The following is a 26,029-nucleotide window of genomic DNA, read 5'->3' as shown; positions in this document are numbered from 1 at the left end:
CCGTTTTTTCACCGACTTACAAGGCGTGCTCCGCAGTCGTCGAGCGCGCCTTTTTCGCTTGATCGGCACTGAATGGATCATATTCGCAATTTCTCGATCATCGCGCACATCGACCATGGCAAGTCGACGCTCGCGGATCGCATCATCCAGGTATGCGGCGGCCTCGCCGACCGTGAAATGGAAGCGCAGGTGCTCGACTCGATGGATATCGAGCGCGAGCGCGGCATCACGATCAAGGCGCAGACGGCTGCACTGAGCTATCGCGCCCGCGACGGCAAGGTCTACAACCTCAACCTGATCGATACGCCGGGGCACGTCGACTTCTCGTACGAAGTCAGCCGTTCGCTGTCCGCGTGCGAAGGTGCGCTGCTCGTGGTCGACGCGAGCCAGGGCGTCGAGGCGCAGACGGTCGCGAACTGCTACACGGCGATCGAGCTCGGCGTCGAGGTCGTGCCGGTGCTGAACAAGATCGACCTGCCGGCCGCGAACCCCGAGAACGCGATCGAGGAAATCGAGGACGTGATCGGCATCGACGCGACCGACGCGACGCGCTGCAGCGCGAAGACGGGTCTCGGCGTCGAGGACGTGCTCGAAGCGCTGATCGCGAAAGTGCCGCCGCCGAAGGGCGATCCGGCCGCGCCGCTGCAGGCGCTGATCATCGACTCGTGGTTCGACAACTACGTCGGCGTCGTGATGCTCGTGCGGATCGTCAACGGCACGCTGCGTCCGAAGGACAAGATCAAGATGATGGCGACCGGCGCGCAGTATCCGGTCGAGCACGTCGGCGTGTTCACGCCGAAGTCGCGCAATCTCGACTCGCTGTCGGCGGGGCAGGTGGGCTTCATCATCGCCGGCATCAAGGAACTGACGGCCGCGAAGGTCGGCGACACCGTCACGCACGCGACCAAGGCGGCCGCCGAGCCGCTGCCGGGCTTCAAGGAAGTGAAGCCGCAGGTGTTCGCGGGCCTCTATCCGGTCGAGGCGAACCAGTACGATGCGCTGCGCGAATCGCTCGAGAAGCTGAAGCTCAACGATGCATCGCTGCAGTACGAGCCGGAAGTGTCGCAGGCACTCGGCTTCGGTTTCCGCTGCGGCTTCCTCGGGCTGCTGCACATGGAAATCGTGCAGGAGCGACTCGAGCGCGAGTTCGACATGGACCTCATCACGACCGCACCGACGGTCGTCTACGAGGTCGTGCAGAGCGACGGCTCGACGATCATGGTCGAGAACCCGGCGAAGATGCCGGAGCCCGGCCGCATCGCCGAAGTGCGCGAGCCGATCGTCACCGTGAACCTGTACATGCCGCAGGACTACGTCGGTTCCGTGATCACGCTGTGCGAGCAGAAGCGCGGCTCGCAGATCAACATGCAGTATCACGGCCGCCAGGTGCAGCTCACGTACGAAATCCCGATGGCCGAGATCGTGCTCGACTTCTTCGATCGCCTGAAGTCGGTATCGCGCGGCTACGCGTCGATGGACTACGAGTTCAAGGAATACCGTTCGTCGGACGTCGTGAAGGTCGACATGCTGATCAACGGCGACAAGGTCGACGCGCTGTCGATCATCGTGCACCGGTCGCAGTCGCAATACCGCGGTCGCGAGGTCGCCGCGAAGATGCGCGAGATCATTCCGCGCCAGATGTACGACGTGGCGATCCAGGCCGCGATCGGCGCGCACATCGTCGCACGCGAGAACATCAAGGCACTGCGCAAGAACGTGCTCGCGAAGTGCTACGGCGGCGACATCACGCGAAAGAAGAAACTGCTCGAGAAGCAGAAAGAAGGTAAGAAACGCATGAAGCAGGTGGGTTCGGTCGAGATCCCGCAGGAGGCGTTCCTCGCGATCTTGCGCGTCGAAGACAAATAACAGGACTGATCCTTTTATGAATTTTGCGCTGATTCTTTTTGTGCTCGTCGTCGTGACGGGCGTAGCGTGGGTGTTGGACAAACTGGTGTTCCTGCCGCAGCGGCGCAAGGCGGCCGACGCGGCGATCGAGGAGTTCGATCGTCAGCAGTCGCGTATCGACAAGCGTTTCGCGGACGAAAACGCGGGGCAGACGCGTTCGAAGCTGCGCGACGAAAAGCTGCGCCAGCCGTGGTGGCTCGAGTACACCGCGAGCTTCTTCCCGGTGATCCTGGCCGTGTTCGTCGTGCGTTCGTTCATCGTCGAGCCGTTCAAGATCCCGTCGGGCTCGATGGTGCCGACGCTGCTGGTCGGCGACTTCATCCTCGTCAACAAGTTCGAATACGGCCTGCGCATGCCGATCACGAACACCAAGATCACGCAGGGCAGCCCGCTGTCGCGCGGCGACGTCGTCGTGTTCCGTTATCCGAAGGACGAGTCGGTCGACTACATCAAGCGCGTGATCGGCCTGCCGGGCGACACGGTCGCTTACCAGGACAAGCAACTGACGATCAACGGCCAGCCGGTGCCCGAAACGCCGCTGCCGGATTTCTTCGACGACGAGCGCCAGAACTACGCGAAGCAGTTCGAGGAAACGATCGGCACGAAGAAGAACGCGATCCTCAACAATCCCGCCGTGCCGCCGTTCGTGATGGGCGCCTACGACTATCCGTATCGTGACAACTGCACGTACAACAGCCGCGGCGTGATCTGCAAGGTGCCGCCCGGTCACTACTTCATGATGGGCGACAACCGCGACAACAGCGCGGACAGTCGCTACTGGGGTTTCGTGCCGGACAACAACATCGTCGGCCGTGCGTTCTTCATCTGGATGAACTTCGGCGACCTGAAGCGCATCGGTTCCTTCAACTGACCGTATTCGATTCACACGCAATGCGCGACGCACGGGCCGCGTCGCGTATTGCCGAACTACTTTAAGAACCGGCGGCAACACCGCCCCGTCACGCCTTTTCGCGTCCGGCCGTGCCGTTTCGGCCCGACCGGCGCCCGCGTTATACTCCTGCACATGCCCCTATCCCAGTTGGAAAGCCGGCTGCGCTACGAATTTCGCAATGCGGAATTGTTGCGCCAGGCTTTGACCCATCGCAGTCACAGTGCCACGCACAACGAACGGCTCGAGTTTCTCGGCGATTCCGTTCTGAATTGCGCGGTGGCCGCCCTTTTGTTCCAGCGTTTCAGCAAGCTGGACGAAGGCGACCTGTCGCGCGTGCGCGCCAACCTCGTCAAGCAGCAGTCGCTGTATGAAATCGCTCAGGCCCTGAATATTTCCGAAGGGTTGCGGCTGGGCGAGGGCGAGTTGCGCAGCGGCGGCTTCCGTCGCCCGTCGATCCTCGCGGACGCGTTCGAAGCCATCATCGGGGCGGTATTCCTCGATGGCGGCTTCGAAGCCGCCCAAGGGGTCATCAAGCGCCTCTATATCCCGATTCTCGACCACATCGATCCGCGCACGCTCGGCAAGGACGCGAAGACGCTGCTGCAGGAATACCTGCAGGGGCACAAGATCGCGCTGCCGACCTACACGGTCGTCGCGACGCATGGTGCGGCGCACAACCAGCAGTTCGAGGTCGAATGCACGGTGCCGAAGCTCGACGTGAAGGTGTCGGGCTCCGGCGCGAGCCGGCGGGCGGCCGAGCAGGCCGCCGCGAAGAAGGCGCTCGACGAGGTGCTGGCAGCCGCGCCGATGCTGGCTGCGAAGCCGAAGCGTTCGAAGAACGCACGCGGGTCGAAGCATGTCGAGCCTGAAATCGTGCCCGGCGTGAAGGGTGTGCAGGAAGCGCTCGACCTGCGTTCTCCGGAACGCAAGGAGCGTGCGGCGGCGCGCGACGCGAAGGCGGCCGCTGCCGCGTCCGCAGCGGCCGATGCCGGCGCACAGCCGGGCGACCGGCCGGCGCAGGCGCCGATGGCCGCGATTCGCGCGGCGCATGTCGATACCGCCGCGGACAAGGCCGACCGGCCCGCGAAACCGACGGCCGACAAGCCTGCCGACAAGGCGACCGACAAACCGTCAGACAAGCCCGCGGATCGCAACGAACCCGGCACGCGCGCGGCCGACAAGCCTGCCGAACGCGCCGACAAGCCAGCCGAAGGCGCGCCCCGTGCAGCCGACAAGCCGGCGGGGCAGGCGACCGATCCGGCCGTGTCGCCCACCGACAAGCCTGCTGCCGGTTCCGACGCCGCTTCGCGTGCGACGCCGCGCGCCCGCGACGCCGCGGCGCCCGGCCCCGAGGCGCCGCAGGGCGGCGCAAGCCTCGCTGCCGCGCAGGCGCGCGTGGCCGATGCCGATCACTGAATTGCCCATCGATCGTGCCGCGCGTCGCGCGGCCGTTTCCGAACCTGTCTCCCAAACGATATGAACACTCCCGCTCCTACCGGTTTCCGTTGCGGCATGATCGCGATCGTGGGCCGCCCGAACGTCGGCAAGTCGACGTTGATGAACGCACTCGTCGGCCAGAAGATCAGCATCACGTCGCGCAAGGCGCAAACCACGCGCCATCGCATCACCGGCATCAACACGTTCGACGACGCGCAATTCGTGTTCGTCGACACGCCGGGCTTCCAGACCCGTCACAGCACCGCGCTGAACCGCTCGCTGAACCGCGCGGTCACGTCGACGCTCACGTCGGTCGACGTGATCCTGTTCGTGATCGAGGCCGGCCGCTTCGGGCCCGACGACCAGAAGGTGCTCGACCTGATCCCGCCCGGCATGCCGACGCTGCTGATCGCGAACAAGATCGACCGCGTGAACGACAAGGCCACGCTGTTCCCGTTCATGCAGAAGGTGAGCGAGCTGCGCGAATTCACCGAGCTCGTGCCGCTGTCGGCGCAGAAGCCGGAAGACATCAAGCGCCTGCTGGACACGATCAAGCCGTACCTGCCGGAAGGCGAGCCGATCTACGGCGAGGACGAGCTGACCGACCGCAGCTCGCGCTTTCTCGCGGCCGAAATCCTGCGCGAGAAGGTGTTCCGCTGGACCGGCGACGAACTGCCGTACACGAGCACCGTCCTGATCGACAAGTTCGAGGAGGAAGGGCGCCTGAAGCGCATCTTCGCGACGATCCTCGTCGAACGCGATTCGCACAAGGCGATGGTGATCGGCAAGAAGGGCGAGAAGCTCAAGCAGATCAGCACCGAGGCGCGGATGGACATGGAGAAGCTGTTCGACGGCCCCGTGTACCTCGAGACCTTCGTGAAGGTGAAGAGCGGCTGGGCCGACAACGAGGCGGGGCTGCGCGCCTATGGGTACGAATGACGCGCTGACGTCGACCGAAGATGCGGTGACCGCCGGCGCGAACGACGCGCCGTTGCCGGCACCGCCCGAACCGCCGCGTCGCAAGGCGCGGCGCGCGACCTCTCGCACGTCCGATTTCCGCGTCGCCGAGCAGCCGGCGTTCGTGCTGCACAGCTATCCGTACCGTGAAACGAGCCTGATCATCGACGTGCTGACGCGCGATCACGGCCGGCTCGCGCTCGTCGCGAAGGGCGCGAAGCGCCCGCACTCCGCGCTGCGCGGCGTGCTGCAGACGTTCCAGCCGCTGCTGCTGTCCTGGTCGGGCAAATCCGAAGTGCGCACGCTGACGGGCGCCGAATGGGTCGGCGGGATGCTGCCGCTCGGCGGCGACGGGCTGCTGTGCGGCTTCTACGCGAACGAGCTGCTCGTGAAATTCTGCGCGCGCGAGGATCCGCAGCCGCCGCTCTTCAATCATTACGTGCTGACCTTGACGCGCCTCGCGCACGGCGAGCCCGCGGTGCAGGTGCTGCGCTCGTTCGAGCGCGTGCTGCTGCGCGAGACCGGCTATGCGATGGCGCTGAACCGCACGGTCGCGCGCCGGGCGGTCGAGCCCGATCGCCGCTACGTGTTCGATCCCGAGCGCGGCGTGCGCAATGCGGACGACGACGTGCCGTCGCACTGGCCGGTGATTACCGGACAGACGTTGCTCGACATGGAGCAGGACGATTACCATCGAGCCCAGACGGTTGCGCAAAGCAAGACGCTGATGCGCTTCCTGCTGAACACCTATCTCGGCGGTACGCCGCTTGCCACGCGTCAGATCCTGATCGACCTGCAAAACCTATGAGCTTCTTCCTGACAACGCCCACCGTCATCGACCTCGGCGTGAACATCGACCACGTCGCGACGCTGCGCAACGCGCGCGGCACGGCCTATCCCGATCCGATCCGCGCGGCGCTCGCCGCCGAAGAGGCCGGTGCGGACGCGATCACGCTGCACCTGCGCGAGGACCGCCGCCACATCGTCGACGCCGACGTGCGCACGCTGCGCCCGCTGCTGAAGACGCGGATGAACCTCGAATGCGCGGTGACGGCCGAGATGCTCGACATCGCATGCGAAGTGCGTCCGCACGACGCGTGCCTCGTGCCCGAGAAGCGCGAAGAACTGACGACCGAAGGCGGTCTCGACGTCGCCGGCCGCTTCGAGGCCGTGCGTGCGGCATGCAGGCAGCTCGCCGACGCCGGCGTGCGCGTGTCGCTGTTCATCGATCCGGACGAAACACAGATCCGTGCCGCGCACGAAGCCGGCGCGCCGGTGGTCGAGCTGCATACCGGCCGCTATGCCGATGCGCACGACGAAGGCGAGCAGCAGCGCGAATACGAACGCATCGTCGCGGGCGTGCAGGCCGGCGCGCAACTGGGCCTGAAGGTCAACGCCGGTCACGGACTGCATTACACGAACGTGCAGCAGATCGCCGCGATCGACGGCATCGTCGAGCTGAACATCGGCCACGCGATCGTCGCGCACGCGATCTTCGCGGGCTGGGACAACGCGGTGCGCGAGATGAAGGCGATCATGGTCGCCGCGCGTGTGGCCGCGCTGCATGGCGGCGCGCACTGACGATGCATTCCGTGCGCGCGCGCTTCGCTCGTCACCCGGCGTCGTCCGTGCGTCACGGCGGGCGCTGACATGGCGATCTACGGCATCGGTACCGACATCGTCCAGGTGAGCCGCATCGCGGCCGTGCTCGAGCGCACGGGCGGCCGGTTTGCCGAGAAGGTGCTGGGCCCCGACGAGCTGCGCGTGTTCCATGCGCGCCGCGCGCGCTCCGAGGCGCGCGGCATCGCGTTTCTCGCGACGCGCTTTTCCGCGAAGGAAGCGTTCTCGAAGGCGATCGGGCTCGGCATGCACTGGCCGATGACGTGGCGCGCGCTGCAGACCCTCAACCAGCGCAGCGGCGAACCGTACGTCGTCGCGTCGGGTGAACTGGCCGACTGGCTCGCCGCGCGCGGCATCACGGCGCGCGTGACGGTCAGCGACGAACGCGACTACGCGGTGTCGTTCGTGGTCGCCGAGACCGACGCAGCGCCGCCTGCACCCGCACCTGTTTCCCGAACCACTCCCTGACGGACTTTCCGATTCGATGAAAACGACTCCCGGCCCGGTCATGCTCGACGTCGTCGGCACGGCCCTGTCGCGCGACGATGCGCGGCGCCTTGCGCATCCGAACACCGGCGGCGTGATCCTGTTCGCGCGGCATTTCCAGAACCGTGCGCAGCTCACCGCGCTGACCGACTCGATCCGCGCGGTGCGTGAGGACATCCTGATCGCCGTCGATCACGAAGGCGGCCGCGTACAGCGATTCCGCACCGACGGCTTCACGGTGTTGCCGGCGATGCGTCGCCTCGGCGAACTGTGGGACCGCGACGTGCTGCTCGCGACGAAGGTCGCGACCGCGGTCGGCTACATCCTGGCGGCCGAGCTGCGCGCATGCGGCATCGACATGAGTTTCACGCCGGTGCTCGATCTCGACTACGGGCACTCGAAGGTGATCGGCGATCGTGCGTTTCATCGCGACCCGCGCGTCGTCACGCTGCTCGCGAAGAGCCTCAACCACGGGCTGTCGCTCGCCGGCATGGCGAACTGCGGCAAGCATTTCCCGGGGCACGGCTTCGCGGAAGCCGATTCGCACGTCGCGCTGCCGACCGACGACCGGCCGCTCGACGCGATCCTCAAGCAGGACGTCGCGCCGTACGACTGGCTCGGCCTCGCGCTGACCGCGGTGATTCCCGCACACGTGATCTACACGCAGGTCGACAAGCGGCCGGCCGGCTTCTCGCGCGTGTGGCTGCAGGACATCCTGCGCGGGCAGCTCGGCTTCACGGGCGCGATCTTCAGCGACGACCTGTCGATGGAGGCGGCACGGGAGGGCGGCACGCTCACGCAGGCGGCCGACGCGGCGCTCGCCGCCGGTTGCGACATGGTGCTCGTCTGCAACCAGCCGGATGCGGCCGAAGTCGTGCTGAACGGCCTGAAGGCGCAGGCGTCGGCCGAGTCGGTGCGGCGCATCAAGCGGATGCGGGCGCGCGGCAAGCCGCTCAAGTGGGACAAGCTGATCGCGCAGCCTGAGTATCTGCAGGCGCAGGCGCTGTTGAGCAGCGCACTGGCGTAAGCGGGAAGGGCGGCGCGAGGCTGCCGGTCCCGTTGCCGAAGCAAAAAAGCCGCGCTTTTGCGCGGCTTTTTCCATTGACGGCGAAGCGCGGGGCGACACGTCCTTGCGCAACTAACCGTCAGCTCCGGTCGGCGCCCCGAACAACGGCGGCCCGGTCAGTTGACCTTCATCCGCTGCAACTTGTTGTACAGCGTCTTGGGGCTGATGCCGAGCAGCGTCGCCGCGCGATGGCGCGTGCCGCCGACCGCGTCGAGCGTCGCGCGGATCAGCAGATCCTCGACGTCGGACAGCGGGGTGCCGACCTTGATCTGCACGCTGCTGCCGTTCAGCGCGGCGCCGGCCGCGAAGCTTGCCTCGCCCGCGCGCAGCGTTTCGATGAAATCGCCGGATGCGTCATAGGCGAAGCGCACGCGCTCCTGGAGTTCGCGCACGTTGCCGGGCCATTCGTAGGACACGCATTCGCGCACGAAGCCCGGCGCCGCGCGCTTGTCGGTCGTGCTGCGGCCGGTGCCGCGCGCTTCGCGGTTGAGGTCGTCGATCAGCGCGTCCGCGATGGCGAGGACATCGCCGTCGCGTTCGCGCAGCGGCGGCATCGTGATCGACGCCGCATCGAGACGCAGCCACAGATCCTCGCGCAGCATGCCGTTCGCGACCGCCTCGCGGGCCGGGCGGCGCGTGGTCGCGATCAGCCGGAAGTCGCTCGCGATCGAGCTCGTGCCACCGATCCGCATGAAGTTCTGCGAGTCGAGCGCATGCAGCAGCGCCTCCTGCAGCACGAGCGGCAGTGCGGTGATCTCGTCGAGGAACAGCGTGCCGCCGCCGGCCTGTTCGAACAGGCCCGACTCGCGCCGCTCGGCACCGTCGAACGCGCCGCGTTCATGGCCGAACAGCACGCTGTCGAGCGACGCGCCGTGGCGTCCGGCCTGGGCGATCGTGCGGCAGTCGAACGACACGAACGGCCCTTTGCGGCGCCGGCTCAGGTCGTGCAGCGTGCGCGCGGCCAGCTTCTTGCCGGTGCCGGCTTCGCCGGTGAACAGCACGGCCGTTTCGGTGCCCGCGTTGTGCTCGATCATGTCGTACACGTGCTGCATCGCCTCGCTGCGGCCGACCAGCGCGCCGAAGCGGCCGAGGTGGCGCAGCGACGCGCGCAGCGTCCGCACTTCGTCGATCAGTTCGTAGGGGCGCGGAATCCGGGCCAGCAGGCTGCGCAGGCGCGGAATGTTGATCGGCTTCAGCAGGTAGTCCCAGATGCCGTGACGCAGGCCTTCGATCGCGCTCTCGACCGTCGCGTTGCCCGTCAGCACGATCACCGGCAGCGAGCCGTTCGGTTGCTGCTGCGGCAGGTGCTGGAGCAGGTCGAATCCGCTGCCGTCCGGCAGGTTCAGGTCGACCAGGACGACATCGGGAATCGAGCGGCCGAGCGCCGTGCGTGCCTCGGCGAGCGACGTGGCCGTGTCGACCGAGAAGCCGTCTGCGGCGAGCAGCGCGGTCAGGCCGGACAGACTGTTGGGATCGTCTTCGACAATCAGGGCGTGTGGCATGGTGGACGCGAGTCGAGTCAAGAGAGGCGGGCTGTCGGCCATCGAGCCGGCCGCAGCCGCATGTCAGATTAAAAACTGATTTTATGCCCCGCTGAACGCCTGACGTGCATTATTTCTTTCACGCTATAAAACAGTTACCGATGATACAAATTGAATACCTTTAATGCTGGATTTCGTGCTGTCCATGGTGCCGACGCCCGCTGCTGTTGACGCCAGACAAACAAAAAGCGCCCCGAAGGGCGCTTTGTTCGATCCGGCAATCGCAGGCGATTACGCGCGGCTGCGATATTCGTTCGTACGCGTATCGATTTCGATCTTGTCGCCGGTATTGCAGAACAGCGGCACTTGCAGTTCGAAGCCCGTTGCGAGCTTGGCGTTCTTCAGCACCTTGCCCGACGACGTGTCGCCCTTGACGGCCGGTTCCGTGTAGGTGATCTCGCGAACCAGGATCGTCGGCAGTTCGACCGAGATCGCCTTCTCGTTGTAGAACACGACTTCGCACGCCATGCCGTCTTCGAGGTAGTTCAGCGCTTCGCCCATCATTTCCGCTTCGACTTCGTACTGGTTGTAGTCGGCGTCCATGAACACGTACATCGGGTCGGCGAAGTACGAGTACGTCACTTCCTTGCGGTCGAGCACGACGACGTCGAACTTGTCGTCAGCCTTGTAGACCGATTCCTGGCCTGCGTTCGTCAGCAGGTTCTTCATCTTCATCTTGACGACGGCGGAGTTGCGGCCCGACTTGTTGTATTCCGCCTTTGCGATGACCCATGCTTCGCTGCCGATCTGCACGACGTTGCCTACGCGGAGTTCCTGTGCGGTCTTCATAAAAACTGTCCTGATCCAATCAAATAAATAGGTGCCTGAGCGTTGCGCAACGGCTGACGGCGCAAGCGGCGGTGCGTTCCGGTAGGTGCCAAGAGCCCCAAACGCGAGCGCTTGCGTGGTCAGCCGTCGGATAACCGCTTATTTTAACTGAGATTTTGCGTATTCCGCCAGCTTTCCGGCGAGATCGCCGACGCTCGCCAGCGCGTCGGCCCAGCGCGCCGCGTTCGCGTCCAGTGCGGCACGATGTTGCAGCAAATCGGCCCAGTCGGGCGTGCCGGCGCCGTTCCATGCATGCCAGAAGCGCCCGAGTGCCGCGCGCGATGCGTCGGCGAGGCCGGCCGACAGATGCGCGAGCGCGGCGTCGAGCTTCGGCAGGTGCGCATCGTCGGCCTGCGGGTAGATGTGCCATACGAACGGCTTGCGCGCCCATTGCGCGCGGACGAACGAGTCCTCGCCGCGCACGAAGTTGACGTCGGCCACCCACAGCAGCGGGTCGTAGTCGGCCTGCGGGACGAACGCGAGCCCGTACGCGGTCAGATTGCCGCGGCTTGCACGCGCGCCGGCGCCGAACGATTCGACCCCGAAGAAGCGGGCGACGGCCGGCGACACGCGGCCGGCGGGTACGAGCGCGACGACGGGCGACGGGCCGTCGCGCCACTGCGCGAGCAGCGCGTCGACGCCCGGATTCTCATACGCGAACAGGCTGACGACGGTCGTGCCCGGCGCCGGTGGCGCGTCGCCCGTCGCATGCCGCCACCAGGCGGTGCGCGCCGCCGCGTCGGCTTCGAAGGCCGTGCGGCGCGCGTCGAGGTCGCGTTCCTTCAGCACGCCGCCCGTGCCGGCCGACAGTCCCGGGAAGAAGAACGTCTTCAGCAGCGGATAGCGCGGATGCGGCGACGGCCGCAAATGGAAATCGGCGACCCAGTCCTCGGCGCTCAGGTATTCGAGGTTGATCCACACCGGGCGGCGCGCGCGGCGCGCCATCGCGGCGAGATAGGCGCCGGGCAGCTCGCACGCGAAGGCCTCGATCACGACGTCGGCGATCTCCAGTGCGTCGCCGACTTCCGCATGCCAGTGTTCGATCACGATGCCGTCGAGCGTCTGCCGCCCGGCATCGGGATCGACCCCCGGCAGCAGCCGCGCGAACGTGCGCAGGTCGTCGATGAACAGGCGCACCTGCCAGCCGTGCTCGTGCGCGAGCTGGCGGGCGAGGCGCCAGCACACGCCGATGTCGCCGAAGTTGTCGATCACGGTGCAGAAGAGGTCGCACGCGATCGGTTCGTCGGGCGCGAGCGGCGCAGCGGAGGCAGGGGAGGCGGGGGCGGTGCGGGGCATCGAAGCGGACCGGTGAATGCTCTAAACTGGCGATTCTAATGGACCCGTTCCGCGCCACAAGGCACCCGAATCGCGCATGACATCCCCAGAAGCCGCCGACACCCCGTTCGAACCGAAGAAGATCCTCGTGCAACTGCCGCACATGCCGGGCGTCTACCGCTACTACGATGCGGCGGGCGCCGTGCTTTACGTCGGCAAGGCGCGCGACCTGAAGAAGCGCGTCTCGAGCTATTTCACGAAGACGCAGCTGTCGCCGCGCATCGCGATGATGGTCACGCGCATCGCGCGCATCGAGACGACCGTCACGCGCTCGGAGGCGGAGGCGCTGCTGCTCGAGAACAACCTGATCAAGGCGCTCGCGCCGCGCTACAACATCCTGTTTCGCGACGACAAGTCGTATCCGTACCTGAAGCTCACCGCGCACCGCTTTCCGCGCATGGCGTACTACCGCGGCTCGGTCGACAAGCAGAACCAGTATTTCGGGCCGTTCCCGAGCGCGTGGGCCGTGCGCGAGAGCATCCAGATCCTGCAGCGCGTGTTCCAGCTGCGCACCTGCGAGGATTCGGTCTTCAACAATCGTACGCGGCCGTGCCTGCTGCATCAGATCGGGCGCTGCACGGCGCCGTGCGTCGGCGCGATTTCCGAGGACGACTACGCGATCGACGTGTCGAACGCCGCGCGCTTCCTGCTCGGCCGGCAATCGGAAGTGATGAAGGAACTCGAGCAGAAGATGCACGCGTTCGCGGCCGAGCTGAAGTTCGAGCAGGCGGCCGCCGTGCGCAACCAGATGAGCTCGCTCGCGACGGTGCTGCACCAGCAGGCGATCGAGGTCGGCAGCGACAGCGACGTCGACATCCTCGCGGTGGTCGCGCAGGGCGGACGCGTGTGCGTGAACCTGGCGATGGTGCGCGGCGGCCGGCATCTCGGCGACAAGGCCTATTTCCCGGCGCACGTCGAAAGTGCGCTGACGCTGGCCGAAGGCGGGCTCGGCGACGAGGCCGAGGGCGAGGCCGACGCAGCGGAGGCTGCCGACGACACCGCTGCGGCGTTGCCCGAGCGGCCCGCGGAAGACGCTGCCGCCGCGCGTGACGCGGGCGCGTCGGTGGAGTCCGAGGTGCTCGATGCGTTCATCGCGCAGCACTATCTCGGCAATCGCGTGCCGCCCGTGCTGGTCGTGAGCCACGCGCCCGCGAGCCGCGACCTGCTCGAGCTGCTGTCCGAGCAGGCCGGTCACAAGGTCTCGCTGGTGCGGCAGCCGCAGGGGCAGCGGCGCGCGTGGCTGTCGATGGCCGAGCAGAACGCGCAGATCGCGCTCGCGCGGCTGCTGTCCGAGCAGGGTTCGCAGCAGGCGCGCACGCGCGCGCTCGCGGAAACGCTCGGCTTCGAAAGCGACGATCTCGCGACGCTGCGGATCGAATGTTTCGACATCAGCCATACGATGGGCGAGGCGACGCAGGCGTCGTGCGTCGTCTATCACCATCACAAGATGCAGTCGGGCGAGTACCGTCGCTACAACATCACCGGCATCACGCCGGGCGACGATTACGCGGCCATGCGGCAGGTGCTGACGCGCCGCTACGAGAAGATGGTCGAGCAGGCCGCGCAGGCGGCGGCCGCCGACGATGCGGCCGGCATCGACGGCGAATCGACGCGCCAGGCCGAGGCATCGAGCCTGCTGCCGAACATCGTGCTGATCGACGGCGGCAAGGGGCAGGTCGAGATCGCGCGCCAGGTGTTCACCGAGCTCGGGCTCGATACGTCGATGCTGGTCGGCGTCGCGAAGGGCGAGGGGCGCAAGGTCGGTCTCGAGACGCTCGTGTTCGCGGACGGCCGCACGCCGCTCGAACTCGGCAAGGAGAGCGCCGCGCTGATGCTCGTCGCGCAGATCCGCGACGAGGCGCACCGCTTCGCGATCACCGGGATGCGCGCGAAACGGGCGAAGGCGCGCCAGACCTCGCGGCTCGAGGAGCTCGAAGGGGTCGGTGCGAAACGCCGGCAGCGGCTGCTTGCGCGGTTCGGCGGGCTGCGCGGTGTCGTCGCGGCGAGCGTCGAGGAGCTGGCGAGCGTCGACGGCATCTCGCACGCGCTCGCCGAGCAGATCTACAAGCAGCTTCACTGATCCGGCCGTGCGACCGGCCACGCCCGAGCGCGATCTCGCGTTCTTGTGGCAGGCCGGTCGACACGGCACAATTGCGAATCCTTTACTGACCCGCATGCCATGCCGTTCAATTTCCCGATTTTCCTGACGTGGGTACGGATCGTGCTGATCCCGCTCGTCGTCGGCGTGTTCTATCTGCCGGACACGGTGATGGGCGGCGCGCACCGCAACCTCGCGGCGGCGGCGATCTTCATCCTCGCCGCGCTGACCGACTGGTTCGACGGGTTTCTCGCCCGCAAGTGGAACCAGACGTCGTCGTTCGGCGCGTTCCTCGATCCGGTCGCGGACAAGCTGATGGTGACGGCCGCGCTGCTGATCCTCGTGCAGATTTCGCGGGTCGATGCGGCGATCGCGCTCGTGATCGTCGGCCGCGAGATCGCGATTTCGGCGCTGCGCGAATGGATGGCACAGATCGGTGCGTCGAAGAGCGTCGCGGTGAACCAGCTCGGCAAGTTCAAGACCGCGTGCCAGATGGTCGCGATTCCGATGCTGCTGTACTACGGCCCGCTGCCGCTCGGCATCGCGACGATCGACACGCGCGTGTGGGGCGAGTGGCTCATGTACCTCGCCGCGGTGCTGACGATCTGGTCGATGCTGTACTACATGAAGCTCGCATGGCCGCAGATTCGCGAGCGCGGCGGCGCGTGATCGGCCCCGCACGGTCGGTTTGCAGTTTTTTGGAAAAAGGGCTGGAAAAGCCCTTGACACACGAATGTGCCTTCGACATAATCTCGCTTCTCCGCTGCACGACGAAGTAAGTGTGTGACGGGGAAGCAGTAGAAGTAGCGCAGCAATACGCGGGAGTAGCTCAGTTGGTAGAGCGCAACCTTGCCAAGGTTGAGGTCGCGAGTTCGAGACTCGTCTCCCGCTCCAGATTTTTTCTGGCAGCGTGTTGTACGGCAAAGCGCTGCAGATGCAGGACACATGCGGGAGTAGCTCAGTTGGTAGAGCGCAACCTTGCCAAGGTTGAGGTCGCGAGTTCGAGACTCGTCTCCCGCTCCAGATTTTTCTGGCAGCGTGTTGTAAGGCAAAGCGCTGCAGGTGCAGGACAATGCGGGAGTAGCTCAGTTGGTAGAGCGCAACCTTGCCAAGGTTGAGGTCGCGAGTTCGAGACTCGTCTCCCGCTCCAAGTCATGGGGAAGCCACGCTTCCCTTTTTATTTGATGGACTGATGGTCCTCGAATAAGAAATCTGTCGCTTGCCTCAACGGCATCCGGACAGTCCGCTTTTGGCGCGATAGCAAAGCGGTTATGCAGCGGCCTGCAAAGCCGTTTAGGCCGGTTCGACTCCGGCTCGCGCCTCCAGCAAGAAAAGAAAAGCCCCGCTTCGGCGGGGCTTTTCTTTTTTCAGCGCTCGATCCGCGCGGCTACTCCGCCGGATACGTCAGCGTCACCCGCTCGCACTTCGACGTGCTCTTGCCGTCGTAGTCGTAAATCGCGAGCAGATGCCGGCCCTTGCTGTTCAGGATCGGCAGCGTGATCGTCCTGCGATTCGGATTGTTGCCGTCGGCCGGTTCGTCTAAAACCTGTTTGCGAATTTCCGATTCGAGATCCGACGGGGTGTCGATGCCGTTTTCCGGACCGCGGCTGCGGCCGCCCGCGTCATCATGCGCGTGCCAAACATTCGGCGATGCCGATCAGCCATCGACCGGCCGAGCCGGCGTGTCGAGCCTCAGCTGATAGAACGCCGCATCGAGCCAGCGGCCGAACTTGAAGCCCGCTTCGGTGATCGTGCCGGAGTGCACGAAGCCGAGGCGCGTGTGCAGCGCGACGCTGCCGCCGTTGGTCGCATCGATGCAGCCGACCAGCACATGCACTTCGGCTTCACGCGCACGCCGGATCAACTCGCGCAGCAGCAGTTCGCCGAGCCCGCGGCCGCGATGGTCGCGGTGGACGTACACGCTGTGTTCGACCGTGTACTTGAACGCGGGGAACGCGCGGAACGTGCCCCAGCTCGCGAAGCCGACCAGCGTGCCCGATTCATCCACCGCGCCGACGACCGGAAAACCGCCGGCGCGCTTCGTCGCGAACCACGTGACCATCGCTTCCGGCGGGCGCGGCCGGTAGTCGTACAGCGCGGTCGAATTCACGATCGCGTCGTTCAGGATGTCGAGGATGGCCGCGGCATGCTCGGCCTCGCTGCAATCGATCAGGCGCACGTCTTCGCGCGGTTTCGGGGAATTCATGCGGGCTCCTGCGCCTGTCGGCCTTGAACGGATGAAACACTCCGCGCGCCGGCGGCGGCGGGGACATCGCAGATCGCGACGACATAGCGCGCGACGTGCGACGACGGATTGCTGAAAATCAGCGGCTGATCGACGCGCATGGCCAGACAGTCGCCTTCGTGAAGTTCGTGAAGCAGGTCGCCGCACGTGACGTCGACGCGCCCGTGGATGACCCATATTTGTTGATGCAGCGCGCTTTCGCGCCCGCCGGAGTCGTACGCGACGTGCGCGCCGGGCGGGAAATCGACCTCGACGAGCTGGATCGGCGACGGCCAGCCGGGGGGCGACAGATTGCGCCGCACGTAACCGGACGCCGGATCGCGCCATTCCGCCTGCTGCGCGCGCCGCACGAGCGGTTGCGCGGGCGCGTCGTCGCGATCGCCGCCGAACAGCCCGGCCAGCGACACGCCGAGACCGGCCGCGAGCTTGTCGAGCACGACGGCCGTCGGGCTCGCCGACGCGCGCTCGATGAGCGAGATCATCGAGCGGCTGACGCCGGAACGCGCGGCGAGCGCATCGAGCGTGTAGCCTCGTAGCGTGCGCAGCTCGCGCACGCGCCGGGCGATGCGTTCGTTGATGCCGGTGTCGTCGGCAGGGGCGTTGACTGGTTCTTTCATGATGGATTTATTTTCCAGCAAGTTGGAATTCGATGTCAACGGGACCCCGGATCGGCGATTCGCAGGCAGCCCGGCGCTTGCCCGGCGACCGGAGTGAGCGTAATATACGAAACGACTATATTTCGTTTAATTAGAGACATATGGGAATCATCAAGATATCCGAGCACATGCACGAACGGCTGCGCTCGACCAGTACCGCGCTGAGCCGTTCGATCAATGCGCAGGCGGAGCACTGGCTGCGCGTCGGGATGCTGGCGGAACTCAATCCGTCGCTGTCCTACGGCGATATCTGCCGGCTGCTGATCGAGACCGAAGCGCGCGGCGGCGATGCCGGCGGCACGGAATCGGTCGTCGCCCACGGCATCGAGCAGGTGGCGTAATGGCGAGGCGCGAAATCCCGATCCGCGGTGCCGCGGAAATCGCCAAGTCGCGCGAGGCCGCGAAGCTCGCGTCCCAGGTGCTGACGATGATCACCGAACACGTGAAACCGGGCGTCACCACCGACGAGCTCGACGTGCGCTGCCGCGAATATATCGTCGACGTGCTCGGCGCGATCCCGGCGAACATCGGCTATCACGGCTATCCGAAAACCCTGTGCACGTCGGTCAATCACGTGGTCTGTCACGGCATTCCGTCGTCGCGGCCGATGCGCGACGGCGACATCGTGAATCTCGACATCGCGGTGATCAAGGACGGCTGGTTCGGCGACACGAGCCGCATGTACTTCGTCGGCGAGCCGGGCGAACTCGCGCGGCGCCTCGTCGCGACGACCTATGAGGCGATGCATGCGGGCATCCGCGCGGTTCGTCCCGGCGCGACGCTCGGCGACGTCGGCTATGCGATCCAGCAGGTCGCGCATCGTGAGGGATTCAGCGTGGTCCGCGAGTACTGCGGACACGGGATCGGCGACGTGTACCACGACGAGCCGCAGGTGTTGCATTATGGCCGCCCGGGCACCGGCGTGCCGCTGCGGCCGGGGATGATCTTCACGATCGAGCCGATGCTGAATGCGGGCAAGCGCGATACGCGCGTGCTGGCGGACGGCTGGACGGTCGTCACGAAGGATCATTCGCTGTCCGCGCAGTGGGAGCACATGGTCGTCGTGACGGAGCAGGGCTTCGAGATCCTGTCGGACGACGTGAGGCCGCCGGCGTTCGCGGCGCTTTCCGGCACGCACGCGGCCTGACGCGCGGCGCGCAGCGACGCAACGAAAACGGGCCCCGCGTGAATGAGCGGGGCCCGTTTTCGTTGGCGGCCAAGCGGCGCGATCAGCAGGCTGCGGCCTCCGCAGCCGCCGCCGGCAGCGTCACGCGGCTCGACCGCGCGCCTTCTGCCACGCGTGTTCGACGAACACGCGGCACAGCGCTTCCATTCCGTTGCGGTCCTCGTCGTCGAAACGCGCGGCGACGGGGCTGTCGACGTCCCACACACCGATCAGCGTGCCGTCGGCAGCGACCAGCGGCACGACGATTTCCGATTCCGACGCGGCATCGCAGGCGATATGGCCGGGGAATGCATGCACGTCGCGCACGACCTGCGTCTCGCGGGTCTGCGCAGCCGTGCCGCACACGCCCTTGCCGAGCGCGATCCGCACGCACGCGGGCTTGCCCTGGAACGGCCCGACCACGAGTTCCGAACCGTCGAAGAAGTAGAAGCCGGCCCAGTTCAGGCGGTCGAGCGAGTGATAGACGAGCGCGGAGAAGTTCGCGGCGTTCGCGGTCAGGTCGCGTTCCGATTCGACGAGCGCGCGTGCCTGCTCGACGAGCGTCGCATAGAGTTCGGCCTTGGAGGCGTGAGGGTCGGTGGACAGCGTGAACATGGCTGAAAGGCGAAAAGAGGTTGTGAACAGCGGGGTTGTGAAAACGGCGTGAAAAGCGCGATGCGCGTCCCGCAGTCTACGGCACGCGCGGCCGGTCTGCAGCGTCCGGTTCGCGACGCACACGCCGAAACGCCGAACGCGGGGTGACCGCCGTGGCGATGCCGCTCAATCGGGCTCGAGTTCGGCGAACCGCTCGGCCAGGAAATCGAGCAGCGCGCGCACCGCGGGCAGCAGCCCGCGCCGCGACGCGAACACCGCATGCACGATCTCGCGGCGCGGCGCCCAGTCCGGCAGCACGGTCGCCAGTTCGCCGCGCGCGACTTCGTCGCGCACCATCATCGTCGGCAATTGCACGACGCCGACCCCCGCGACGGCGGCCGCGCGCAGCGCGAGCATGCCGCCCGTGACGAGCCGCGGCTGATGGTGGATTTCCGCCTGCGCGCCGTCGGGGCCGCGTAGCCGCCACACGTGCGTGGCCTGCGGCACGCCGTGATCGAGGCTCGGCAGGCGGGTCAGGTCGGCGGGGACGGCCGGCACGCCGCGCTCGCGCAGCAACGCGGGGCTCGCGACGAGGCACTGGCCGCGCTCGGCCAGCACGCGCAGCGCGAGATCGCTGTCCTCGAGCGGCGGCGGGCGCACGCGGATCGCGACGTCGATCCCTTCGCCGACCACGTCGACGCGCCGGTTGGTCGCTTCCAGGTGAATCTCGACGCGCGGGCATGCGACCATGAACGCGGCGATCATCGTGCCGACCAGCGAATCGAGCAGCACGACCGGGCAGCTGACCCGCACGATCCCGCGCGGCTCCTCGTGCAGCAGCGCGATCGCCTCGTCGGCGGCGTCCGCCTCGACGAGCATCGCGCGACAATGCGCGTAGTAGGTCTGGCCGACGTCGGTGACGGTGAAACGGCGCGTCGAACGCTGGATCAGCCGCATCCCGAGCCGCGCCTCGAGCAGCGCGATGCGGCGGCTCAGCTTCGACTTCGGCATGTTCAGCGCGCGCCCGGCCGGCGCGAAGCCGCCGTGCTCGACCACCTGCACGAAGTAATAGAGATCGTTCAGATCCCGTTCGTTATCGTTCATGAAATAGAACGCTGAGTGCGATTTTGGCAGTCTACCGGATCGATCGTTCCACCTCTATATTCCTACTCAGGTTGCGAAACACGTGTTTCGCCGCAATTCGGAGAAGGCAAATGAAGAAGATCCAGGGTGTGTACAGTGCGCCGCGCGGTCATTGGGTCGGCGACGGTTTCCCGGTGCGTTCGATGTTCAGCTACCAGTCTCACGGGACGCACCTGAGCCCGTTCCTGCTGCTCGACTACGCGGGTCCCGCGAACTTCGAGCCGGCTTCGGCACCGCGCGGGGTGGGCCAGCACCCGCACCGCGGGTTCGAAACGGTGACGATCGTCTATGACGGCGAAGTCGCGCACCGCGACTCGACCGGTGCGGGCGGCGTGATCGGCCCGGGCGACGTGCAGTGGATGACGGCCGCAAGCGGGATCCTGCACGAGGAATTCCACTCGGAAGCGTTCACGAAGCGGGGCGGTCCGCTCGAGATGGTGCAGCTGTGGGTGAACCTGCCCGCCGCCGACAAGATGGGTGCGCCCGGCTATCAGACGATTCTGGACGCGGACATCCCGGTGGTCGAACTGCCGGACGGCGCAGGTCGCGCGCGGATCATCGCGGGCGAATTCGACGGCCGGCGCGGCCCGGCCCGCACGCACACGCCGATCGACGTGTGGGACGTGCGGCTCGCAGCCGGCGGCCGTGCGCGGTTCCCGATCGCCGAAGGGCGCACACTCGCGGTGGTTGTGCTGAGCGGTACGCTGCTGGTGAACGGCGAGACGGTCGCCCGCGAAGCGCAGTTCGTGCAGTTGAGCCGCGACGGCCGCGACGTCGAGATCGAAGCGAACGGCGACGCCAAGCTGCTGATCCTGAGCGGCGAGCCGATCGATGAGCCGGTCGTCGGTTACGGGCCGTTCGTGATGAACTCGCAAGAGGAAATCCGGACCGCGATCGACGATTTCAACAACGGCCGCTTCGGCCAGATGCCGGCATGACGGACAGGCCCCGCGCGATGCGGGGCCTTTTTTTCACGCGCGGAAGGGCGGCACGCGTGCCGGGTGCGCTTCGAGGCATAATCGACGGTTGCCGCGCGCCGGCCGGCGCGCCCGAATCAGGACCGACCATGAATGCTTCCGCACCCGCCGCATCTCTGCATGCCGACGATCTCGACTGGCACTGGAAATTCTTCGACGCGCTGACGGCGCGCGAAGTCTATTCGATCCTCGACGCGCGCAGCGCCGTGTTCGTCGTCGAGCAGAACTGCGTCTATCGCGACATCGACGGTGCGGACGAGGCTGCGTGGCACCTGGCCGCATACGATCCCGCGGGCCGCCTCGCCGGTTACCTGCGCGTGCTGCTGCCGGATGCGCAGCACACCGACGTGCGCATCGGCCGCGTGCTGACGACCGCCGCGTTTCGCGGTGCGGGCCTCGGTAACGCGCTGCTCTCGCGCGCGCTCGGGCACATCCGCGCGCAGTGGCCGGATGCGCAGGTGAGCCTGCATGCGCAGGCGCACCTGCAGCGCTTCTATGGGGCATTCGGCTTCACGCCGAGTTCGGACGTGCACGACGAGGACGGCATCCCGCACGTGTGGATGACCAGCGCGCGCGGCTGACGCGCGGCGCGCCGTCAGTGGGCGGCGCGCGTCACCGGCGGGCGTGCCGCGTGCAAGGCTGCAGCCCGCTCTTCGATCAAGCGGCCGCGCGCGGACAACCGCAACCAGTGCCGCAGCGCGATCAGCGCGCCGATCACGCTCATCATCGAACCCGGAATCCACAGCAGCAGGCCGCCGATCTGCTGGTCGCGCAGCGGGCTGAGCCACGTGAACGCGCGTCCGCAGATCGAGTAGATCGGATACAGCTCGTGCGGCGTGAAGAAGATCAGCGCGCCGAGCGCGATCTGCGGCGGAATCGCCGCGACGACGATCAGGATCCGGCGGCCCGGCGACAGCCGCGCGGGCGGCGCGGGACGCGGATCGACGACGAGCCACCAGAACAGCAGCCCGTCGATCACCATGCTCCAGTTCATCACGCGATACAGGCGCCAGTCCAGCATCGCGACGAAATGGATCGGCGACAGCAGCCAGAAATAGATCAGCCCGACGAACAGCACGACCGCGACGACCGGATGGAACACCACGTCGAGCGTCGCGCGCACGGGTGCCCACGCGAGCGCGGGGCGCACGAAGCGCTGCCGCCAGCGAAACGGGATACCCGCGCGGATCGCGGCGCCCGGGTAGGCCAGTGCGATGAAGAACGGCCCGAGGTGATGCAGCACCAGGTGCTGCGCGCGGTGCAGGAAGAATTCGTGCTCGAAGAAGTAGTCGAGCCGCGTATGCAGTGCGATATAGAGTGCCGTCAGCCCGAGCCAGAACGAGAACTGCCGCAGCGGCGACACCTTCGCCTTCTTCACGCCGCGCGCGAACAGCACGGCGGCCGCCAGCACCGCGATGACCACGGTCGGCGACGGTTCCCACGGATCGAGCCAGTACAGGACGTTCATCGCGCGCGCATCACTTCGCCTTGGCCGGCGATTTCACGGCGAACGGCGTGTCGACCGTTTCGCCGTCGGAGAACTTCAGGCGCAGGCGCACGGTGTCGCCGGGCTTGATCGCGTGCTTCGGTTCCTCGAGCATGAAGTGATAGCCGCCCGGTGCGATGTCGACCTTGCCGCGCGCGGGGATCGTCAGCTTGTCGACCATTTCCATCTTCTGCGTCGAGCCGTTCGACACGGTCTGGTGCAGCATCGCCATCCCGTAGTCGGGGCTGTCGACGTCGACGAGATCGACCGGCTTGTCGCCCGTGTTGACGAGCGTCACGTAGCCGCCCGCGGGCAGCCGGTTCGGCAGCCAGCGCACCCATGCATTCTGCGCGGTGATCGCGCCCGCGGCACAGGCTTGCGCAGCGGTGCACAGCGCGGCAAGGAGGGCGAACGTCTTGAGAGTCGTCTTCATGTCGGAGTTCGGAATTCAGGAGGAGGTGGAGGCAGTGTCGATGATCCGGCGGACATCGGCGGCGATCGCGTCGGGCGAATCGCGGTCGGTCGCGAGCAGGCGCGCGCGGCCGGTCGCGTCGAAGATGTACACGGCCGAGCTGTGCGTGACTTCGTAGCCGCCGGACGGGTCGCGTTTTTCCATCTGGTACGCGACCCGATAGCGTTTCGCGAGCGATTCGATCTGGCCGTCGGTGCCGGTCAGGCCGCGCGCGTGTGCGGCATCGAACGCGGCGACGTACGACTGCATCGCCTGCGGCGTGTCGCGCGCGGGATCGACCGAGACGAACAGGATGCGCACGCCGTTCGCCTGCGGGCCGAGCTTCGCGAGCACTTCCATCAGCCGCGCCATCGTTTCGGGGCAGACGTCGGGACAGTGCGTGTAGCCGAAGTAGACGAGCGCGATGTGGCCGCGAAACGCGTTCGCGTCGACCGTGCGGCCGTCGCCGCCGGTGAGCGTGAACGACAGGTCGGGCAGGTGGCCCGTGACGTTGGTCAGGCGCCAGCTCGGCTCGTCGTGCGTGCAGGCCGCGAGCGCGACGGCGGCGGTCAGCGCCGCGGCCGTGCGGACGAGGCGGGTCAGGCTGAGGAAGCGCCAGTGCGGCGCGGGACGGGCAGACGACATCCTGGGGCTCGATCGGACGGAACGGTCGTCGGCCGGCGCGGCGCCATGCGTCGCGCGGCCGGCGGTTGCCGACTGTAGCGCAATTCCCGCGCCCGCGTCCTTTCGAAACCCGTACGGCACGGGCGAGCGGGGCAATATGTCGCAGTTGACGCGGGCGGCGGCGCGAGGCAAGCCCCGCACCGGTTTCGCCCATCTCGGTACGCAGGCGCGGTAAGATGCGCACAATTCCATTCTCGCAGCGGCGGCCCCCGCGTTGGCAGGCCGCTCTCAGACCATCGAATCGATGCAATCCGTTCCGGCTTCCCTGTCCCTGACCGATACCGCGTTCTTTTTCGACTTCGACGGCACGCTCGTCGAGCTGGCGCCGACGCCCGACAGCATTCACGTGCCGCCGTCGCTGCTGACGCTGCTCGATGAGCTGCGGCGCCGTTCGCACGGTGCAGTCGCCATCGTGTCGGGGCGCGGCATCGACAACCTCGACACGTTCCTGAACATGCCGGACCTGCCGATCGCCGGCCTGCACGGCGCCGAGCGGCGCGACGCGAACGGCGACACGCAGCGCATCGGCTTCAACGACGAACGGCTGCTGCGCATCGAGCGCGAACTCGCGGCCGTCGTCGACCGTCATCCGGGCATGCTGCTCGAAATCAAGGGCGCGGCCGTCGCGCTGCACTACCGCAACGCGCCCGAGCGTGAGCCGGTTGCGCGCGCAGCGGCCGAGCGCCTCGTCGCCGAATACGCGGATGCGTACGTGCTGCAGCCCGGCAAGATGGTGTTCGAGATCAAGCCGAAGGGCGTCGACAAGGGGCGCGCGCTGGCCGCGTTCCTCGACGAGCCGCCGTTCGCGGGCCGCGTGCCGCTGTTCGCGGGCGACGACCTGACCGACGAGAAGGGCTTCGCGGTGGTCAACGCGCGCGGCGGCCTGTCGATCAAGGTCGGCGCGGGCGAGACGTCGGCCCGCACGCGGCTCGACTCGGTCGACGCGCTGCACGTGCAGATCGCCCGCTGGCTTGGCGCGGAGCTGCAGGGCGCATGAGTCGACTCATCATCGTTTCGAACCGCGTCGCCCCGATTTCGGAAGGCGAGCCGGCGGCGGGCGGTCTCGCGATCGGCGTCTACGATGCGCTGAAGGAGACGGGCGGCATGTGGTTCGGCTGGAGCGGCGAGGTGGTCGCGTCCGGTGCGCCGCAGATCCGCATCGAGGAGCGCGGCCCCGTGACGTTCGCGACCGTCGGGCTGTCGCGCCGCGATTACGACCAGTACTACCGCGGTTTCTCGAACGCGACGCTGTGGCCCGCGTTCCATTACCGCGCGGACCTGATCCAGTACGACCGCCACGAGTTCGACGGCTACGGCCGCGTGAACGTCTGGCTCGCGCAGCAGCTCGTGCCGCTGCTGCAGGACGACGACGTGATCTGGGTGCACGACTATCACCTGATCCCGTTCGCGCGTGCGCTGCGTGCGGCCGGCGTGAAGAACCGCATCGGCTTTTTCCTGCACATTCCGTTTCCGGCCGCGCAGGTGCTCGTCAACGTGCCGCCGCATCGCGAGCTCGTCGAGTCGCTGTGCGCGTTCGATCTGCTCGGCTTCCAGACCGAGCCGGACCTGCGCGCGTTCTGCGACTACATCGAGTTCGAGGCCGGCGGCGAAGTGGCGCGCGAAGGGCACACGGTGCGCGTGAGCGCGTTCGGCAACACGCTGCGTGCGGCCGCCTATCCGATCGGCGTGTATCCGGACGAGATCGCGTCGCTCGCGCAGGCGGGCGAGCACGGCAAGGCCGCGCGCATGGCCACGTCGCTGCGCGGGCGCCAACTGATCATGAGCGTCGACCGGCTCGATTATTCGAAGGGGCTCGTCGAGCGGTTCCGCGCGTTCGAGAAGTTGCTGGAGCACCAGACCTCGATCCGCAACCGCGTGTCGTTCCTGCAGATCGCGCCGTCGACGCGCGCCGACCTGCGCGCGTACCAGGACATCCGCCTGCAGCTCGAAGCGGAGTCGGGGCGCATCAACGGCCGCTATGCGGAGCTCGACTGGGCGCCGATCCTCTACATTCATCGCCAGTACGATCGGCAGGTGCTGGCCGCACTGTATCGCCTCGCACGCGTGGGCTTCGTGACGCCGCTGCGCGACGGGATGAACCTGGTCGCGAAGGAGTACGTGTCCGCGCAGAATCCGGACGATCCGGGCGTGCTGGTGTTGTCGCGCTTCGCGGGCGCCGCGCGCGAGCTGACGGGCGCGTTGATCGTCAATCCGATCGACATCGACGGGATGGCAGATGCGCTGTCGCAGGCGCTGACGATGCCGCTCGCGGAGCGGCGCGCGCGTTATGCGGACATGATCGCGCAGCTGCGCGAGAACAACGTGTCGGTGTGGCGCGACAACTTCCTGCGCGACCTGCAGCGCGTGTGATCCGCGTGCCGCGCGGCGACGGTCGCGCGGCGCCATGAAAAAAACCGCCGTGCTTCGCGCACGGCGGTTTTTTTATCGGCTGCCAGGACGGGA

26 protein-coding genes and 4 tRNA genes are annotated in these 26,029 nt (G+C 66.9%); 20 read left to right on the top strand and 10 right to left on the bottom strand.

Annotated features, from left to right (window positions below):
• Positions 1 to 72: 72 nt before the first annotated feature.
• From lepA to nagZ, 8 genes are all read left to right on the top strand, one after another.
• Positions 73 to 1,866, top strand: a complete 1,794-nt coding sequence (gene lepA / locus U4Z64_RS26630) for a translation elongation factor 4 (RefSeq protein ID WP_044844766.1) — start codon at positions 73 to 75, stop codon at positions 1,864 to 1,866.
• Positions 1,867 to 1,882: 16 nt separating this feature from the next.
• On the top strand, positions 1,883 to 2,776 hold the full coding sequence (gene lepB, locus U4Z64_RS26625) for a signal peptidase I (protein ID WP_124487453.1): 894 nt from the start codon (positions 1,883 to 1,885) through the stop codon (positions 2,774 to 2,776).
• Between the two features lie 153 nt (positions 2,777 to 2,929).
• Positions 2,930 to 4,213: a ribonuclease III gene (gene rnc, locus U4Z64_RS26620; RefSeq protein ID WP_321821550.1), complete on the top strand. Its 1,284-nt coding sequence runs from the start codon at positions 2,930 to 2,932 to the stop codon at positions 4,211 to 4,213.
• 60 nt (positions 4,214 to 4,273) lie between these two features.
• On the top strand, positions 4,274 to 5,173 hold the full coding sequence (era, locus tag U4Z64_RS26615) for a GTPase Era (protein WP_006476493.1): 900 nt from the start codon (positions 4,274 to 4,276) through the stop codon (positions 5,171 to 5,173).
• Entirely contained in the window at positions 5,160 to 5,999 is an 840-nt protein-coding gene (recO, locus tag U4Z64_RS26610; protein ID WP_014897645.1) for a DNA repair protein RecO, read from the top strand. The genes era and recO overlap by 14 nt, the downstream gene beginning before the upstream one ends.
• Positions 5,996 to 6,772: a pyridoxine 5'-phosphate synthase gene (pdxJ, locus tag U4Z64_RS26605; RefSeq protein ID WP_321821526.1), complete on the top strand. Its 777-nt coding sequence runs from the start codon at positions 5,996 to 5,998 to the stop codon at positions 6,770 to 6,772. Before recO ends, pdxJ begins: the two co-directional genes overlap by 4 nt.
• A gap of 69 nt (positions 6,773 to 6,841) precedes the next feature.
• The gene (gene acpS, locus U4Z64_RS26600; protein WP_044844762.1) at positions 6,842 to 7,279 is read left to right on the top strand and encodes a holo-ACP synthase; all 438 of its coding nucleotides are present in this window, start codon (positions 6,842 to 6,844) and stop codon (positions 7,277 to 7,279) included.
• 16 nt (positions 7,280 to 7,295) lie between these two features.
• On the top strand, positions 7,296 to 8,324 hold the full coding sequence (gene nagZ / locus U4Z64_RS26595) for a beta-N-acetylhexosaminidase (protein ID WP_124521372.1): 1,029 nt from the start codon (positions 7,296 to 7,298) through the stop codon (positions 8,322 to 8,324).
• 155 nt (positions 8,325 to 8,479) lie between these two features.
• Here nagZ and U4Z64_RS26590 read toward each other — a convergent pair whose 3' ends face one another.
• From U4Z64_RS26590 to earP, 3 genes are all read right to left on the bottom strand, one after another.
• A complete protein-coding gene (locus U4Z64_RS26590; protein ID WP_044844760.1) occupies positions 8,480 to 9,865 on the bottom strand; it encodes a sigma-54-dependent transcriptional regulator in 1,386 nt (461 codons plus the stop codon).
• Positions 9,866 to 10,135: 270 nt separating this feature from the next.
• Entirely contained in the window at positions 10,136 to 10,693 is a 558-nt protein-coding gene (gene efp / locus U4Z64_RS26585) for an elongation factor P (protein ID WP_044844759.1), read from the bottom strand.
• A gap of 138 nt (positions 10,694 to 10,831) precedes the next feature.
• Complete coding sequence (gene earP, locus U4Z64_RS26580) at positions 10,832 to 12,028, bottom strand: elongation factor P maturation arginine rhamnosyltransferase EarP (RefSeq protein WP_321821525.1); 1,197 nt, start codon at positions 12,026 to 12,028, stop codon at positions 10,832 to 10,834.
• A 76-nt stretch (positions 12,029 to 12,104) separates the two neighbouring features.
• Here earP and uvrC point away from each other — a divergent pair, with 76 nt between their 5' ends.
• The 6 genes from uvrC to U4Z64_RS26550 all read left to right on the top strand — a co-directional run bounded on the left by uvrC (position 12,105) and on the right by U4Z64_RS26550 (position 15,490).
• Entirely contained in the window at positions 12,105 to 14,147 is a 2,043-nt protein-coding gene (uvrC, locus tag U4Z64_RS26575) for an excinuclease ABC subunit UvrC (protein ID WP_321821524.1), read from the top strand.
• Positions 14,148 to 14,246: 99 nt separating this feature from the next.
• A complete protein-coding gene (gene pgsA / locus U4Z64_RS26570) occupies positions 14,247 to 14,834 on the top strand; it encodes a CDP-diacylglycerol--glycerol-3-phosphate 3-phosphatidyltransferase (protein WP_006757520.1) in 588 nt (195 codons plus the stop codon).
• A gap of 149 nt (positions 14,835 to 14,983) precedes the next feature.
• A tRNA-Gly gene (locus U4Z64_RS26565) sits at positions 14,984 to 15,059 on the top strand.
• A gap of 53 nt (positions 15,060 to 15,112) precedes the next feature.
• Positions 15,113 to 15,188: transfer RNA gene (locus U4Z64_RS26560), tRNA-Gly, on the top strand.
• Positions 15,189 to 15,239: 51 nt separating this feature from the next.
• Positions 15,240 to 15,315, top strand: a tRNA-Gly gene (locus U4Z64_RS26555).
• Positions 15,316 to 15,416: 101 nt separating this feature from the next.
• A tRNA-Cys gene (locus tag U4Z64_RS26550) sits at positions 15,417 to 15,490 on the top strand.
• A gap of 332 nt (positions 15,491 to 15,822) precedes the next feature.
• Here U4Z64_RS26550 and U4Z64_RS26545 read toward each other — a convergent pair.
• Together U4Z64_RS26545 and U4Z64_RS26540 are read right to left on the bottom strand one after the other, a co-directional pair.
• Positions 15,823 to 16,371: a GNAT family N-acetyltransferase gene (locus tag U4Z64_RS26545; protein WP_044844756.1), complete on the bottom strand. Its 549-nt coding sequence runs from the start codon at positions 16,369 to 16,371 to the stop codon at positions 15,823 to 15,825.
• Positions 16,368 to 17,027, bottom strand: coding sequence for a helix-turn-helix domain-containing protein (locus U4Z64_RS26540; RefSeq protein WP_321821523.1), 660 nt, complete (start codon positions 17,025 to 17,027; stop codon positions 16,368 to 16,370). The genes U4Z64_RS26545 and U4Z64_RS26540 overlap by 4 nt, the downstream gene beginning before the upstream one ends.
• 140 nt (positions 17,028 to 17,167) lie before the next feature.
• Between U4Z64_RS26540 and U4Z64_RS26535 the strand changes: the two genes are divergently transcribed.
• The gene (locus tag U4Z64_RS26535; protein WP_044844754.1) at positions 17,168 to 17,407 is read left to right on the top strand and encodes a ParD-like family protein; all 240 of its coding nucleotides are present in this window, start codon (positions 17,168 to 17,170) and stop codon (positions 17,405 to 17,407) included.
• Positions 17,407 to 18,213 carry a type I methionyl aminopeptidase gene (gene map / locus U4Z64_RS26530; protein WP_321821522.1) on the top strand — a complete coding sequence of 269 codons (807 nt, stop codon included), beginning with the start codon at positions 17,407 to 17,409 and terminating at the stop codon, positions 18,211 to 18,213. Before U4Z64_RS26535 ends, map begins: the two co-directional genes overlap by 1 nt.
• 120 nt (positions 18,214 to 18,333) lie before the next feature.
• Here map and U4Z64_RS26525 read toward each other — a convergent pair whose 3' ends face one another.
• Positions 18,334 to 18,846: a GAF domain-containing protein gene (locus U4Z64_RS26525; RefSeq protein ID WP_124487423.1), complete on the bottom strand. Its 513-nt coding sequence runs from the start codon at positions 18,844 to 18,846 to the stop codon at positions 18,334 to 18,336.
• A gap of 165 nt (positions 18,847 to 19,011) precedes the next feature.
• Entirely contained in the window at positions 19,012 to 19,929 is a 918-nt protein-coding gene (locus tag U4Z64_RS26520) for a LysR family transcriptional regulator (protein ID WP_321798471.1), read from the bottom strand.
• Positions 19,930 to 20,039: 110 nt separating this feature from the next.
• Between U4Z64_RS26520 and U4Z64_RS26515 the strand changes: the two genes are divergently transcribed.
• Positions 20,040 to 20,906: a pirin family protein gene (locus U4Z64_RS26515; RefSeq protein WP_321821521.1), complete on the top strand. Its 867-nt coding sequence runs from the start codon at positions 20,040 to 20,042 to the stop codon at positions 20,904 to 20,906.
• A 128-nt stretch (positions 20,907 to 21,034) separates the two neighbouring features.
• Positions 21,035 to 21,526: a GNAT family N-acetyltransferase gene (locus U4Z64_RS26510; protein WP_321821520.1), complete on the top strand. Its 492-nt coding sequence runs from the start codon at positions 21,035 to 21,037 to the stop codon at positions 21,524 to 21,526.
• A gap of 14 nt (positions 21,527 to 21,540) precedes the next feature.
• Here the strand turns inward: U4Z64_RS26510 and U4Z64_RS26505 are convergent, their stop codons facing one another.
• From U4Z64_RS26505 to U4Z64_RS26495, 3 genes are read right to left on the bottom strand one after another with little or no spacing between them, the layout of a single operon-like run.
• Positions 21,541 to 22,413: a cytochrome c oxidase assembly protein gene (locus tag U4Z64_RS26505; RefSeq protein ID WP_321821519.1), complete on the bottom strand. Its 873-nt coding sequence runs from the start codon at positions 22,411 to 22,413 to the stop codon at positions 21,541 to 21,543.
• A gap of 10 nt (positions 22,414 to 22,423) precedes the next feature.
• Positions 22,424 to 22,864, bottom strand: coding sequence for a copper chaperone PCu(A)C (locus tag U4Z64_RS26500; RefSeq protein ID WP_321821518.1), 441 nt, complete (start codon positions 22,862 to 22,864; stop codon positions 22,424 to 22,426).
• 15 nt (positions 22,865 to 22,879) lie between these two features.
• Positions 22,880 to 23,527 (bottom strand): SCO family protein, encoded by a 648-nt coding sequence (locus U4Z64_RS26495; RefSeq protein WP_321821517.1) that lies wholly within the window; start codon positions 23,525 to 23,527, stop codon positions 22,880 to 22,882.
• A gap of 283 nt (positions 23,528 to 23,810) precedes the next feature.
• On the opposite strand from U4Z64_RS26495, the gene otsB reads away from it, so the two are divergent.
• Positions 23,811 to 24,563, top strand: coding sequence for a trehalose-phosphatase (otsB, locus tag U4Z64_RS26490; protein ID WP_321821516.1), 753 nt, complete (start codon positions 23,811 to 23,813; stop codon positions 24,561 to 24,563).
• Positions 24,560 to 25,936: an alpha,alpha-trehalose-phosphate synthase (UDP-forming) gene (otsA, locus tag U4Z64_RS26485; RefSeq protein WP_321798481.1), complete on the top strand. Its 1,377-nt coding sequence runs from the start codon at positions 24,560 to 24,562 to the stop codon at positions 25,934 to 25,936. Before otsB ends, otsA begins: the two co-directional genes overlap by 4 nt.
• Positions 25,937 to 26,029 lie beyond the last annotated feature (93 nt).

This window comes from Burkholderia sp. BCC1996, from assembly GCF_905339955.1.
Classification (GTDB): domain Bacteria; phylum Pseudomonadota; class Gammaproteobacteria; order Burkholderiales; family Burkholderiaceae; genus Burkholderia.
This window is presented reverse-complemented; position numbering and strand designations above follow the sequence as displayed.